This is a genomic window from Flavicella sp. (assembly GCF_029238425.1).
Classification (GTDB): Bacteria; Bacteroidota; Bacteroidia; order Flavobacteriales; family Flavobacteriaceae; genus Flavicella.
Genome location: NZ_JAQWGB010000176.1, coordinates 1 through 13467 on the forward strand (window position 1 = coordinate 1; position 13467 = coordinate 13467).

A 13467-nucleotide genomic window follows, 5' to 3' on the forward strand; every position below is an offset into this window, starting at 1 on the left:
GACTTAAGAATAGTTGTGTGGGAGTATTCGTTTTTAAAGTTTTCAAGTTATCTTTGCACTCATAAATTTTCAGAAATATGAGCATTCTTAAAGAAGATATACAAAAGGTATTAGAGACAATCACGGCACCTGGTGAGGGGAAAAGTTTGATAGAGAATAATAATGTCAAGAACATTGTTATTTTTGGTGAAGAGGTAGTTGTCGATGTAGAGATTGGAAATCCTACCTTACAGGCAAAGAAGAAAATTGAATCAGAAATTACAAAAGTAATTGTTGAAAATGTTTCAGAAAAGGCTGTTGTAAAAGTGAATGTTGCTACAAAAGCAGTTGAAAAAACGAAAGAAGAGCAAGAGAATCCAAATTTGATAAAAGGTAAAAAATTACCTGGAATTCAAAATATCATTGCGATCGCTTCTGGTAAAGGAGGAGTAGGAAAATCTACGATTACTGCAAATACTGCTATTTCATTGGCCAAAATGGGATTCAAAGTAGGAGTGTTGGATGCAGATGTTTATGGCCCTTCTATGCATTTAATGTTTGATGTAGCGCAAGAGAAACCAATTTCTGTGAATGTGGATGGGCGCTCTAAAATGAAGCCTGTTGAAAATTATGGTGTAAAATTACTTTCGTTAGGTTTTTTTACAAATCCGAATGAAGCAGTAATTTGGAGAGGACCTATGGCTTCAAAAGCTTTGAATCAAATGATTTTTGATGCGGCTTGGGGAGAGTTAGACTTTCTTTTGATTGATTTACCTCCAGGAACAGGAGATATTCATTTATCAATTGTTCAGGCATTACCTATAACAGGAGCTGTTGTGGTAAGTACACCTCAAAATATTGCCTTGGCAGATGCTAAAAAAGGAGTTGCTATGTTTCAGCAGAAAAATATCAAGGTTCCTGTTTTGGGAATTGTTGAGAATATGAGTTATTTTACGCCTGCTGAGCTTCCTGAAAATAAATATTATATCTTTGGTCAAGATGGAGCTAAAAATTTAGCTGAGGATATTGATACGGCGTTTATTGGAGAAGTTCCTTTGGTGCAGAGTATTAGAGAAGCGGGAGATGTAGGTCGCCCTGTTGCATTGCAAGAAAATACAGTTTTAGAAACGGCTTTCAATGAGATTACAAAGAATATGCTGTCTCAGTTATTGATAAGAAATGAAGAGTTGCCAGAAACGGAAGTTGTGAAAATTACAACGATGAGTGGTTGCTCTCCAAAAAAATAAATAGAAATAAATCATAATATAAAAAATGGAATCACAAGAATTAACAGCAACGGTTGAGAAAGCATTGGAAGAAATTCGTCCTTTTTTAGTTTCTGATGGAGGAAATATCTCGCTAGTTTCTATAGAAGATAATATAGTAACCGTAAAGTTGGAAGGGGCCTGTGTAGGGTGTTCTATCAATCAGATGACGCTTAGAAATGGGGTAGAAGCTTCTGTTAAAAAACATGCTCCTCAAATAGAAAAGGTTGTTGATATTAGTAGCATAATGTAATTTTAAGATTTTCTTAAAAACAAAAATTATATATTTATAAGGCTTAACGATAACTTCGTTAAGCCTTTTTAGTTTTGGCACTGAAATTGCCTTACTAATGCAAAATCAATAAATAGTATGCAGAAATTTATATATATCATATTCTTATTCTTAACTGTTTTAGCACAGTCTCAAAATGAAGAAAAAGTTTTTCAGGATGGAGAAGAGTTAAAATACAGAGTGCATTATGGTTTTGTAAATGCGGGCTATGCTACATTGGCGGTTTCTGAAAAGGAGGAATCTTATCATTTTGTAGGAAAAGGTTGGACGGTGGGGGTGACCAATATTTTTTTTAAGGTGAGAGATCAATACGAATCCTATGTGAATAAAAAAACACTTGCTCCAGATCATTTTGTTCGTAGAGTAAAAGAAGGAGGTTATAAATTAAGTAGAGATATTTATTTTGATTATGAACAGGATAGTGCTAGAGTTGAAGATCATAAATACAATACAACAAAAAAATATCCAATAGCAGATGTGCAGGATATATTGTCGGCATTTTATAAAATGAGAAGTGCCAAAATAGATACAATGAAAGTTGGGGAATCTATCAAATTGCAAATTTTTATTGATGGAGAAATGTTTGCTTTTAAATTGAAGCTTTTAGGCAATGAGGTGGTTTCTTCTAAGTATGGAAAAATTCCTTGTTATAAATTTCGCCCCTATGTGCAGAAAGGAAGAATTTTTAAAGAGAATGAAAGTTTAACTATTTGGATATCGGCAGATAAGAATAAAATTCCGATTCGAATGAAGGCTTCTTTGGCGGTTGGTTCTGCGAAAATGGATTTGACAAGTTACAAAGGATTGACTCATTCTTTTCCCGAAAAATAAATAGAAAAAACGTAAATTTGCGCCTTACTAAAAAGTTACCTTTTGAGATTTTCGTATTTATTTTTAATCACCGCGATTTTTTTTATTTCATGTTCTGATGAAACTTCCAGTTCTAAGGAGTCAGAGACCGCTGCGGAAATTAAAAAACCAAGAATTAAATTTGGATATAACTTAGACAATTACAAGGTAATTAATGATACTATCAACCATGGAGAAAGTTTTGGTGAAATATTAGACCGTCATCATATTTGGTATCCAAAGATTTTAGAAATTTCTAAAAAAATCAAAAGTACATTTGATGTCCGCCGTTTAAGAGCCGGAAAGCCTTATACGATTTTAGCAAAAAAAGATTCCACGGAAAAAGCACAAGTATTTATTTATCAAAATGATTTGATTAATTATACAATAGTTGATTTTAAAGACTCTGTAATTACTGCTGAAAAAGGAAAAAGAAAGGTGACCACTATCATTAAAAAAGGACAAGGAACCATCACCAGTTCTTTATCTCAATCTTTGGATGCTCAGGGAGTAAATCCGGTACTTGCCAATGATTTGTCAGAAATTTATGCCTGGACAATTGACTTTTTTAGATTGCAAAAGAATGATAAATTCAAAGTGATTTACGAACAAAAGTTTATTGATGACACCATTCCAGCGGGAATTGGAAATATCAAAGCGGCCTATTTTGAGCATGTAGGAAAACCTTTCTATGCATTTAGCTATGTGGCAGATACCATCATGCAAATTGAAGAGTATTATGATGAAGAGGCACATCACCTACGTCGTGCTTTTTTAAAGGCTCCTTTAAAATTTAGTAGAATTTCTTCAAGATATAATTTAAAAAGAAAAATTGCGCATTACGGTAGGGTGAAAGCCCATAAAGGAACCGACTTTGCCGCCCCAGTGGGAAGTCCTATTATGAGTACAGCAAACGGAAGAGTCATTGAATCTCGATACAAAGGGGCCAATGGAAATTATGTGAAAATCAGACATAATTCTACTTATTCTACGCAGTACCTTCATATGAAAAAGAGGAAAGTAAAAGTAGGAGACTATGTAAAACAAGGACAGGTTATTGGAACTGTGGGGATGACAGGGAGTACGTCTGGTCCTCATGTTTGTTATCGTTTTTGGAAAAACGGAGTACAGGTAGATCCTTTGAAACAAAAATTACCGGCCGCAGAGCCAATGAAAAAATCAATAAAGCCTCATTATCTTGAATTTATCCAGTCTATAAAAGAGGAATTGGATGATTTGAAGTTTGAGGAATAAAAAATCAAAACAAAGTAAAATTCGAAATTATGGCATTAAAAAATGTAAATCCATCGAAAACCCAAGCTTGGGAAAAATTAGCAAAACATTACAATGAAACGAAAGATGTTCATTTAAGAGAGTTGTTTGCTGCGAACAGTAACAGAAAAGAAGAATTTTCTATTGAGAACAACGATTTTAATATTGATTTCTCAAAGAACAGAATAGACGCTACAACGATGAAGTTGTTAGTTGAATTGGCAAATGAAGTAGATTTGAAAGGAGCTATTTCTAGTTATTTCGGAGGAGCTAAAATAAATGCTACCGAAGGAAGAGAAGTTTTGCATACGGCTTTAAGATGTAAGTCAGATAAAAAAGTAGTTGTTGAGGGAGAAAATGTTGTTGAGGATGTGCAGCAGACTTTAAACAAAATAGAAGAATTTACAAATACTGTAGTTTCAGGAGACTGGAAAGGGTATACAGGTAAATCAATCACCGATGTTGTAAATATTGGTATTGGAGGATCTGATTTAGGACCTCAAATGGTAGTAGATGCTTTGAAATATTACAAGACTCCTTTGGACGTACATTTTGTGTCTAACGTAGATGGTGATCATGTTTCTGAAGTAATCAAAAATTTAAACCCAGAGACTACTTTGTTTTTAATCGTTTCTAAAACATTTACAACACAAGAAACAATTACAAACGCACAAACTATTAAAAGTTGGTTCTTAGAATCTGCTACAGAAGCTGATGTAGCGAAGCATTTTGCTGCAGTTTCTACCAATGCTCAAGCGGTTGCTGATTTTGGTATTGATGCTGCAAATGTTTTCACAATGTGGAACTGGGTAGGTGGACGTTTCTCTTTATGGAGTGCCGTTGGAGTTTCAATTAGTTTGGCTGTAGGGTTTGATAATTTTAAAGCTTTGTTAGCAGGTGCTGAAGAAATGGATACTCATTTTGAAACAGCAGATTTTGAAGAAAATATTCCTGTAGTATTGGCTTTGTTAAGTGTTTGGTATAATAATTTCTATGGAGCGGAAACGGAGGCTATTTTGCCTTATTCTCAATACCTAGAAAAATTATCTCCGTACTTGCAACAAGCAATTATGGAAAGTAATGGTAAAAGTGTAGATAGAAACGGAGAAACTATTGATTACCAAACGGGAACTATTGTTTGGGGAAGTACAGGGACAAACATGCAACATGCATTTATGCAATTAGTACACCAAGGAACTAAATTAATTCCTTGTGATTTTATTGGCTATGAAGAATCATTGTATGGGAAAACTGAGCATCATAATAAATTGATGTCTAATTATTACGGACAGCAAGAGGCTTTATCTAATGGTAAAACCAAAGAAGAAGTTGTTGCTGAAGGTAAAACAGCTGATGCCGTGGTACCGTTTAAAGTATTTGCAGGGAATAAGCCAAGTAACTCCATTTTGATTAAAAAATTGACTCCAGCTTCTTTAGGAAAGTTGATTTCTATGTACGAACACAAGATTTTTGTTCAAGGAATTGTTTGGAATATCTATAGCTACGATCAGTGGGGAGTAGAATTAGGAAAAGTTTTAGCAAATAAAATTTATGCTGAGAAATACAATTCTTAAGAAATTAAGAGGATATAAAAAAAGGCTTTCAATAATTTGAAAGCCTTTTTTGTTTCTGTAAGAATTTTAAATTAAAAATGGTTTTTCTGTAAGACCAATTATGTTGATATTAGCGCGAAAAAAAAGAGATGTTTGTAAAAAAGAAAGTTTTTTTAGGAGTTTTATTTTTAATGCTTGCTACTATAAGTATGGCACAAAATAAATCCAGTGATGGTTTTTCATGGGATAATATGCGCTATGGAGGTCGTTTTACCGTGAGTTTTGCGAATGATGTTTTTAGCGGAACAATATCACCAGCAGCTATTTATCAGTTTAATGAAAAGATAGCGGCAGGTGCCACAGTAAGTTTTGGGTATACTAACTTTAAAAATATCGATGTAGATCGATACAATTATGGAGGGTCTATATTAGCAATTTATACACCTATTCAACAAATTCAATTATCAGCAGAATTGGAACAGATATTTATAAACGAAAATGATAAAAGATTCGACTTGGATAACGATTATAGTTATCAAGCCTTGCACTTAGGAGCAGGTTACCGTATGAATAATGTGGTTATTGGATTTCGTTACGATGTACTGTACGATGAGAGTACGAATATTTATGCATCTCCATTCTCACCATTTATTCAGGTATTTTTCTAAAATCGTCTTCTGAATAAATTAAAAAATTTTCACTGTAGTTTTTACTACATTTGTAATCATAAAAACTTAAAATAAATTATGAAACAAGTACATTCTTATTGGGCTTATTTAGTATTGGTAATTTTAATTGTAGCTGTTGTAAATGCAATCATAGGTTACACATCAAAAAAAGAATTTAAAGAGAAAGATCTACGTTTAGGTTTGTTTACTTTAATTGTATCTCATATTCAATTGTTAATTGGTTTGGGCTGGTATTTTATGTCACCTATATACAAAGCAATGAAGGTTACTGGAATGGGACCAATTATGAAAAATGCTGAAAGCAGATTGTTGGCGGTAGAGCATCCAATTACAATGATTTTAGCAATTGCTCTGATCACAGTTGGATGGTCAAAACACAAGAAACAAGTAGATGATACTTCAAAATTCAAAACATTCGTGATATTTTACGGAGTTGCTTTGTTATTGATTTTGACAAGAATTCCTTGGGGTCAGTGGTTCTAATTAGAATCGACTAAAATAAATTAGAATGAAAAAATTATTAGCATATCCACTTTCGATAATACACTATCTATTATTCGGTTTTTTTATCTGTGTATTTCATCCTATTCAATGGTTTTGTTTGAATGTATTAGGATATTCCGCGCACAAAAAATCGGTGGATTTGCTAAATTATTTTTTATTGTGGACTTTATATGCTTTGGGAACTAGGATTACATTTACTAAGAATGTGGAAATTCCTGAAGGAGTTCCTTTGATTATAGTTTCCAATCATCAAAGTGCAAATGAAATTTCACCCATATCTTGGTATTTTAGAAAATACCACACAAAGTTTGTTTCTAAAAAAGAATTGGGTGCAAAAATTCCAAGTGTTTCTTTTAATTTAAGAAATGGAGGATCTGTATTGATTGATAGAGATGATCCTAAACAGGCTTTGACGGCATTAGCCAAGTTTGGAAAAAAAATTGAAAAGAATAATTGGGCAGGAGTTATTTTTCCTGAAGGTACAAGAAGTAAAGATGGGAAACCTAAAAAGTTTTCAGTGAACGGCCTGAAGATTATTTCTAAATATGCTCCATCGGCATATGTAGTGCCACTAACCATTAATAATTCTTGGAAGTTGGTAGAAAACGGGGCCTTTCCTTTAGGCATTGGAGTTCATTTGAAACTTGAAGTGCACGAGCCTATAGCTGTAAATTCCATGGAATTTAATGATTTATTTCAAAAAGTAGAGGAAACTATAAAAAACTCAGTAACTTTGTAAGCTATAAGCAGATTTAAAAGAATATTATGTCAATAAACAACGTTCGTAAAGAGGTTATGTTAACTCTGGAAAAAGATATTGAAACTACTTTTGGTAAGTTTTTGATTTCTCCGGAAGAAATATGGCAGCCTACAGATTTTTTACCAAACCCTCAATCTGATACTTTCATTGATGAAGTAAAGGAAATAAGAGAGTTGTCTAAGGATTTAGATGATGATTTTTGGGTGTCCTTGGTAGGGGATATGATTACGGAAGAAGCGTTACCAACCTACGAGTCTTGGTTGTTAGATTTGGATGGTATTGATCAGCATGGAGAACAAAAAGGATGGTCTAGCTGGATTCGTAGATGGACAGCCGAAGAAAATCGCCATGGAGATGTTTTGAACAAATATATTTACCTTTCTGGACGTGTAAATATGCGTGAAGTAGAAATTACAACGCAGCATTTAGTAGCAGATGGTTTTGATATTGGAACCGCGAGAGATCCTTATAAAACTTTTGTATATACTAGTTTTCAAGAATTGGCAACCTATGTTTCTCATAATAACGTAGCAAAAATTGCACGTAAAGCAGGTATGAAAGGTTTGGCAAAAATGTCAAAAATTATTGCTGGTGATGAAATGAGACACCATTTAGCATATGTAGAATTTATCCGTCAGATATTTGCAGTAGATCCGTCAGAAATGATGATTGCATTTTGTGACATGATGAAGCATAAAATTGAAATGCCGGCAATGTATTTGAGAGAATCATTCGGTAAAAAAGCTTCTTTGTTTGATCAGTTTTCTGATGTAGCTCAAAGATCAGGAGTGTATTCTGCTTTTGACTATATTGATATTTTACAAAAATTATTAAAAGCTTGGGAGATTGATAAATTTACAGGTTTGACTCCAGAAGCAGATAAAGCAAGAACATATTTAATGCGCTTGCCTGAAAGAATGACCAGAATTGCAAGTAGGATTACAGTACCAGATACGGACTACAAATTCAAGTGGATGAATCCATTGGTTGTAAAATAAACTTAAAAAAACCCTTACTAAATTAGTAAGGGTTTTTTATTGCATCAAGAATGTATTTCAATGGAATAAGTTGCGATATGTTTTTTTCCGGCTTCCAAAGAGCTAATTGCTTCCTTCTCTTCAATTTTTTGTGAGCTATGAACGGAATCTGCATATCCTTGCCATGGTTCAATACAAACAAAAGGAGCATTGGGTTTAGACCAAATTCCTAAAAATGGAAAGTCGGCAAACTCAACTGTGATTAATGGGCCTTCTTCTCTATTGCTAAGGGTCACTTTATTGGATGTTAGCTTTTTAAAAACTAAGGCATCTCTGTCAAAAGTACTTTTATCTAGATTTAAAATTTTTGTTTGGTTGAGAAATTCTCTCGTGGTTCCATCCAAAAGACCTTCCTCACTTATATTCCAAGTAACATCGGTTTCTGGCTGTTCAAATTCTAAGGAGCAATTTTCGTAACTTTCATTTGGATTGCGTAGCGAGCAATTAAAAGCCGGGTGTTCTCCAATGGAAAAATACATGGTTTTGTCCCCTAAATTGATTACTGTATGTTCTATTTTGATTTTGTTTTCAATTAGTGCATAGCTTGTTTTGAATTCAAATTTATAAGGATAAACGTCTAAGGTTTCCGCTGAATGTTGTATTGAGAATGTAAGTTTAGTGTCGGTTGCTTCAATAAGTTTGATCGCATCACTTCTTCTAAAAAAACCGTGTTGTTTTTGATGATAAGTTTTGCCATTTTCAATAAAAGTGTCCTCTTTCAATCTTCCTACAAAAGGGAATAGGATGGGGGCTTGACCACCCCAAAAATTGGTGTCTCCTCTCCAGAGATATTCTTTGTTGTTTATGAGAGAAACAATACTAGATAATTCCGCTCCTGTTTTATTGATTTTTATTTGAATATTTTTATTGCTTAACTGATGCATGTCTTAGTTTTTAAGTTGGAAGTCATCTCGATCTTCTAAAAATTTGAAATCTTTTCTGTCTTTTAAAATTTCCGCTTTGTACAAAGTGGTGCTAATGATATCTTCAACAGCTATGGTAGATTTTTTTATGTTGTTACCTAAAGGGTTTGTTATTTGAGAATGCCCTATATATTCAAGCTCGTTGGCATCAATACCAATTCTGTTTACTCCTATGGTATAGCATATATTTTCAATAGCTCTTGCTTTTAATAATATGTCCCAGGCATTGATTCTTGTTTTAGGCCAATTGGCCACATATAAAGCGATATGATAATTTTCTGTATTTCTAGACCAAACAGGGAATCTGAGATCATAGCAAACAAAAGCGGCAATTTTCCAGCCTTTGTATTCAATTATTTTTCTTTCCGTTCCAGTCGTGTATACCTTGTCTTCTCCAGCATGAGAGAACAAGTGTTTTTTGTTGTAATATTCTATCTCTCCTGAAGGGTGAACAAAAATCAAACGGTTATAAAATTTGTTGTTTTCTTTGATAATTAAACTTCCGGTAATGGCGCAATCTTTTGATTTCGCAGTATCAATCATCCAAGTAACAGCAGTGCCATCCATTGGCTCCGCTACTTCAGACGGTTCCATTACAAAACCAGTACTAAACATTTCTGGCAATACAAATAAATCGGCTTGTTCCGTTATTTGACTGATTTTTTGAGAAATATTTTCTATGTTTTCCGTAATGTTTTTCCAAACTGTATCTGTCTGAATCAGATGTACTTTTAATTGATCTTGCATAATATTTCAGCTGCTTTTTCTAAAGTGTCATTTTTTTTAGCAAAACAAAATCGTAACACTTTTGAGTTGGAGATAGTATTGAAGGGAGAAAAAGGAATGGCTGCAATTTTATGTTCTTTTACAAGACGTTGTGCATAGTCCATATCTTTTTCCTCTGTAATTTTAGCATAATCTAAGATTTGAAAATAGGTTCCTTGAGTTGGGGTAAAATCAAATTTAGACCCCTGAATAGCCTTCAAAAAGAAATCTCTTTTATTTTGATAAAAATGGTGTAATTCTAGGTAGTCATCAGATTTTCTTAAGAAATTGGCTAACGCTATTTGAGAAGGATGATGCACACTAAAAACATTGTATTGGTGTACTTTTCTAAATTCATTCATCAATTCTTTAGGAGCGAGACAGTACCCAATTTTCCAACCTGTAATGTGATATGTTTTTCCGAAGGACGAGCAGATAAGAGCTCTTTTCTTAAGTTCTGGAAACATACAAGCGCTTTGATGTTGATTTCCGTCATAAATAATATGTTCGTAAACATCATCGCAGAGCAGTAAGATGGAGGTGTTTTTTACGATTTTCTCTAAGGCTAACATATCCGATTTTTCAAGTATAGTCCCACTTGGATTGTTAGGACTATTTAGAATAATCATTTTGGTGTTTGCATTTATTTTTTTTGAAAATTCTTGCCAGTTTATTTTATAATCAGGAGCGGTTAGTTGAAAATTTACTGCGATGCCACCATTTACTTTGATTGCAGGCTCATAACAGTCGTAAGATGGTTTTATAACAATTACTTCGTCTTTTGGTTTGATAAATGCAGAAATCGCCGTGTAGAGGGCTTGAGTGGCTCCTGCCGTAACGGTAATCTCAGATTCCGGACAATAGGTTTGCTGATAGCATTTCTCTATTTTGTTTGCAATTTCCTCTCTGAGTGAAAGAGCACCTGCCATGGGAGCATATTGATCGTGCTGAGAGGTTAACGCTTTTTGAGTTTCTTCAAGTAGTAATTTTGGACAATCAAAATCTGGAAATCCTTGAGAAAGGTTGATGGCATTGTTTTCCATTGCCAAACGACTCATCGTTGTAAAAATAGTTGTTTTTACATCGGGTAATTTGGATTCATGATGGTCTAAGAAAAAATGCATCTATTTTTTCTAGTAAAGATAAACATCAAAAAAATACCCGCAACAGAATTGCGGGTATTTTAAGTTATAATTAAGAGCCTAACTTCTTATTTGTCCATCACCTCTTACAATCCATTTGTAAGTAGTGATTTCCTCTAATGCCATTGGGCCACGAGCATGCAGTTTTTGAGTGCTAATTCCAATTTCTGCACCCAGTCCAAATTGCGCACCATCCGTAAATGCAGTTGAGCTATTCGCATACACGGCTGCGGCATCTACATTGTTTAAATAATTTTCAATCACGTCCTCGTCTTCTGCAACGATTGCTTCACTGTGCTTAGAACTATAATCAGCAATATGACTCACAGCTTCATTCAAATCAGAAACTGTTTTTATTGACATTTTATTCGATAAAAATTCAGTTCCAAAATGAGTTTCATCTGCCATATGTAACAAATTTTCTGGGTACGAACCTTTGATGCTTGCATAAGCTTTTTCGTCAGCGTAGATTTCCGTTTCTTTTTCGATCAAAGCATTTGTGATTGTACTTAAGTCTTCAAGCCTGTTTTCATGGATCAATAAACAGTCTAAAGCGTTACAAACACTAACTCTTCTAGTTTTTGCGTTGACAACAATGTTCTTTCCTTTTTCAATATCTCCACTGGCATCAAAATAAGTGTGTACAATTCCTGCTCCCGTTTCAATAACTGGAACTTTGGCATTGTCTCTCACAAAGTTGATCAAACCTTGACTTCCTCTTGGAATGATCAAATCAACATAATCCGTTGCAGTTAACATGTCTGCCGTTGCTTGACGGTCTGTTGGTAAAAGCGTTACGACATCTGTGTTGATATTGTGTTTTTCTAATATTTCTTTTATAATTCCTACAATCACCTTATTAGAAAATTCAGCATCGCTTCCTCCTTTTAGAATACAAGCATTTTGAGTTTTAAAGCATAGAGAAAAAACATCAAAAGACACGTTTGGACGCGCTTCATAAATGATACCAATGACTCCCATTGGTACGCGTACCTTTGAGATTTTCAAACCATTTTCCAATTCTTTTTTTGATAAGATTTCTCCTACAGAACTAGTTAGGTTAGAAACATTGATAATGTCTTGAGCGATTCCTTGTATTCTTTCTTCAGATAATAACAAACGATCGTATTTAGGATCGTTTTTGTCCATTCTGTCTAAATCTTTTTGGTTTTCAATTAAGATTTCTTCTGTTCTAGAGACTGCTAATTCAGCAAGCTCTTTTAGAACGGTATTTATAGTATCAGCAGATAGTGAAACCAATTCTCTACTGGCTTTTTTTACGGCTTTAAAAGTATCTTGTGTGTTCATTTTAATTGTTTTTGTGCAATAAATTGCGGGTGAGCTTTGTGTAACTCAAGATTAATTCAAGAAAAGATAATTGTAATGTACTAATGCATTATGATCTCTTTGTCCTATATATGAATTGGCTTTTTCGGAATCGTATGCAACTTTTCCTAAACCAATATTGTTTTTCTCTTCATCAAAAATGTTGATAACGTCTCCTTTTTTAAAAGAGCCCTCAATAGCGACCACCCCAATGGGAAGTACGCTACTAGCATTGGAAGATAACAAAGCTTCTTTTGCTCCTTGGTTGATGATAATTTTAGCTTGGCTAAAATCACCAGCTTGGGCTACCCATTTTTTGATAGGAGAAGTGTTCGTTTCCGCAGCTTTAAAAAAGGTCCCTGTTTCTTTTTGTAATAATGCTTTTACAATATTGTTTTTGTTTCCATTTCCAATATAAACATCAATACCAAGACTGGCTATTTGTTTGGCAGTATTCGCTTTGGTAAGCATTCCACCACGACCAAATTCTGATTTTACATCTGAAATAGAGTCCTCTAAATCTACGGTTTCGTCTTTGTATTCTTTGATCAATTCAGCTCCTGGTTCATTAGGATGTGCTGTGTAAATGCCGTCTACATTAGAAAGTAATATCAGACTTTCTGCTGTAATCATAGACGCAACCAATCCAGATAATTCATCATTATCTGTAAACATTAATTCTGTGATAGAAACCACATCATTTTCATTGATAATTGGTGTTACATTGTTTTCCAACAACGCCTCTAAACAGTTTTTGATATTTAAATAATGTTGACGTGTTCTAAAAGATTCTTTGGTAACCAATACCTGAGAGCAAAGAAGATCATGAATGATAAATTCTTTGTTATAAATTCCCATCAACTCTATCTGTCCAATAGAAGCCAAAACTTGACGTCTGCTAACAGCATTTGAACTTTGTACATTGGCAATACTTCTTCCAGCTGCCACAGCTCCAGAAGAAACCAAAATAACCTGAAATCCCGCTTTTTTTAAATCAGCCACTTGTGCTACAATATGAGCAATACGCTCCTTGTCTGGTAAGCCAGAGGCAAGTGTAAGTACATTAGAGCCAATTTTGATTGCTATTTTTTTTGCGGTTTCCATATTTTGT

Annotated in this window: 14 protein-coding genes; 9 read left to right on the top strand and 5 right to left on the bottom strand. The window is 34.0% G+C overall.

Going from position 1 to position 13467, the window contains the following annotated elements:
- Positions 1 to 77: 77 nt before the first annotated feature.
- The 9 genes from P8H68_RS12165 to P8H68_RS12205 all read left to right on the top strand — a co-directional run bounded on the left by P8H68_RS12165 (position 78) and on the right by P8H68_RS12205 (position 8161).
- Positions 78 to 1226 carry an Mrp/NBP35 family ATP-binding protein gene (locus P8H68_RS12165; protein ID WP_300325549.1) on the top strand — a complete coding sequence of 383 codons (1149 nt, stop codon included), beginning with the start codon at positions 78 to 80 and terminating at the stop codon, positions 1224 to 1226.
- Between the two features lie 25 nt (positions 1227 to 1251).
- Positions 1252 to 1497, top strand: coding sequence for a NifU family protein (locus tag P8H68_RS12170; RefSeq protein WP_300325552.1), 246 nt, complete (start codon positions 1252 to 1254; stop codon positions 1495 to 1497).
- Positions 1498 to 1614: 117 nt separating this feature from the next.
- Positions 1615 to 2367, top strand: coding sequence for a DUF3108 domain-containing protein (locus P8H68_RS12175; RefSeq protein WP_300325555.1), 753 nt, complete (start codon positions 1615 to 1617; stop codon positions 2365 to 2367).
- 42 nt (positions 2368 to 2409) lie between these two features.
- A complete protein-coding gene (locus tag P8H68_RS12180; protein WP_300325558.1) occupies positions 2410 to 3639 on the top strand; it encodes a peptidoglycan DD-metalloendopeptidase family protein in 1230 nt (409 codons plus the stop codon).
- A gap of 29 nt (positions 3640 to 3668) precedes the next feature.
- Positions 3669 to 5231, top strand: coding sequence for a glucose-6-phosphate isomerase (gene pgi, locus P8H68_RS12185; protein WP_300325560.1), 1563 nt, complete (start codon positions 3669 to 3671; stop codon positions 5229 to 5231).
- A gap of 128 nt (positions 5232 to 5359) precedes the next feature.
- Positions 5360 to 5878, top strand: a complete 519-nt coding sequence (locus P8H68_RS12190) for a hypothetical protein (RefSeq protein WP_300325563.1) — start codon at positions 5360 to 5362, stop codon at positions 5876 to 5878.
- Positions 5879 to 5956: 78 nt separating this feature from the next.
- On the top strand, positions 5957 to 6382 hold the full coding sequence (locus tag P8H68_RS12195) for a hypothetical protein (RefSeq protein ID WP_300325566.1): 426 nt from the start codon (positions 5957 to 5959) through the stop codon (positions 6380 to 6382).
- Between the two features lie 25 nt (positions 6383 to 6407).
- Entirely contained in the window at positions 6408 to 7142 is a 735-nt protein-coding gene (locus tag P8H68_RS12200) for a lysophospholipid acyltransferase family protein (protein ID WP_300325569.1), read from the top strand.
- Positions 7143 to 7168: 26 nt separating this feature from the next.
- Positions 7169 to 8161: an acyl-ACP desaturase gene (locus P8H68_RS12205; protein ID WP_300325571.1), complete on the top strand. Its 993-nt coding sequence runs from the start codon at positions 7169 to 7171 to the stop codon at positions 8159 to 8161.
- Between the two features lie 44 nt (positions 8162 to 8205).
- On the opposite strand, the gene P8H68_RS12210 is transcribed toward P8H68_RS12205, so the two are convergent.
- The 5 genes from P8H68_RS12210 to proB form a co-directional block, all read right to left on the bottom strand.
- Positions 8206 to 9084 carry an aldose 1-epimerase family protein gene (locus tag P8H68_RS12210; protein ID WP_300325574.1) on the bottom strand — a complete coding sequence of 293 codons (879 nt, stop codon included), beginning with the start codon at positions 9082 to 9084 and terminating at the stop codon, positions 8206 to 8208.
- 3 nt (positions 9085 to 9087) lie between these two features.
- Entirely contained in the window at positions 9088 to 9870 is a 783-nt protein-coding gene (locus P8H68_RS12215) for a nitrilase family protein (RefSeq protein WP_300325576.1), read from the bottom strand.
- Positions 9855 to 11012, bottom strand: a complete 1158-nt coding sequence (locus P8H68_RS12220; protein ID WP_300325578.1) for a methionine aminotransferase — start codon at positions 11010 to 11012, stop codon at positions 9855 to 9857. Before P8H68_RS12220 ends, P8H68_RS12215 begins: the two co-directional genes overlap by 16 nt.
- A gap of 78 nt (positions 11013 to 11090) precedes the next feature.
- Positions 11091 to 12338: a glutamate-5-semialdehyde dehydrogenase gene (locus tag P8H68_RS12225; protein ID WP_300325580.1), complete on the bottom strand. Its 1248-nt coding sequence runs from the start codon at positions 12336 to 12338 to the stop codon at positions 11091 to 11093.
- A 51-nt stretch (positions 12339 to 12389) separates the two neighbouring features.
- Positions 12390 to 13467: glutamate 5-kinase (gene proB / locus P8H68_RS12230; RefSeq protein ID WP_366144945.1), on the bottom strand; the 1078-nt coding region annotated here is incomplete at its 5' end.

Excerpts from the sequence above, each read along its gene's own strand:
- P8H68_RS12170 (WP_300325552.1), top strand. The coding sequence starts at position 1,252 with ATGGAATCACAAGAATTAACAGCAACGGTTGAGAAAGCATTGGAAGAA.
- P8H68_RS12165 (WP_300325549.1), top strand. The coding sequence starts at position 78 with ATGAGCATTCTTAAAGAAGATATACAAAAGGTATTAGAGACAATCACG.
- P8H68_RS12205 (WP_300325571.1), top strand. The coding sequence starts at position 7,169 with ATGTCAATAAACAACGTTCGTAAAGAGGTTATGTTAACTCTGGAAAAA.
- P8H68_RS12210 (WP_300325574.1), bottom strand. The coding sequence starts at position 9,084 with ATGCATCAGTTAAGCAATAAAAATATTCAAATAAAAATCAATAAAACA.
- pgi (WP_300325560.1), top strand. The coding sequence starts at position 3,669 with ATGGCATTAAAAAATGTAAATCCATCGAAAACCCAAGCTTGGGAAAAA.
- P8H68_RS12190 (WP_300325563.1), top strand. The coding sequence starts at position 5,360 with ATGTTTGTAAAAAAGAAAGTTTTTTTAGGAGTTTTATTTTTAATGCTT.
- P8H68_RS12200 (WP_300325569.1), top strand. The coding sequence starts at position 6,408 with ATGAAAAAATTATTAGCATATCCACTTTCGATAATACACTATCTATTA.
- P8H68_RS12215 (WP_300325576.1), bottom strand. The coding sequence starts at position 9,870 with ATGCAAGATCAATTAAAAGTACATCTGATTCAGACAGATACAGTTTGG.
- P8H68_RS12225 (WP_300325580.1), bottom strand. The coding sequence starts at position 12,338 with ATGAACACACAAGATACTTTTAAAGCCGTAAAAAAAGCCAGTAGAGAA.
- P8H68_RS12175 (WP_300325555.1), top strand. The coding sequence starts at position 1,615 with ATGCAGAAATTTATATATATCATATTCTTATTCTTAACTGTTTTAGCA.
- P8H68_RS12195 (WP_300325566.1), top strand. The coding sequence starts at position 5,957 with ATGAAACAAGTACATTCTTATTGGGCTTATTTAGTATTGGTAATTTTA.
- P8H68_RS12220 (WP_300325578.1), bottom strand. The coding sequence starts at position 11,012 with ATGCATTTTTTCTTAGACCATCATGAATCCAAATTACCCGATGTAAAA.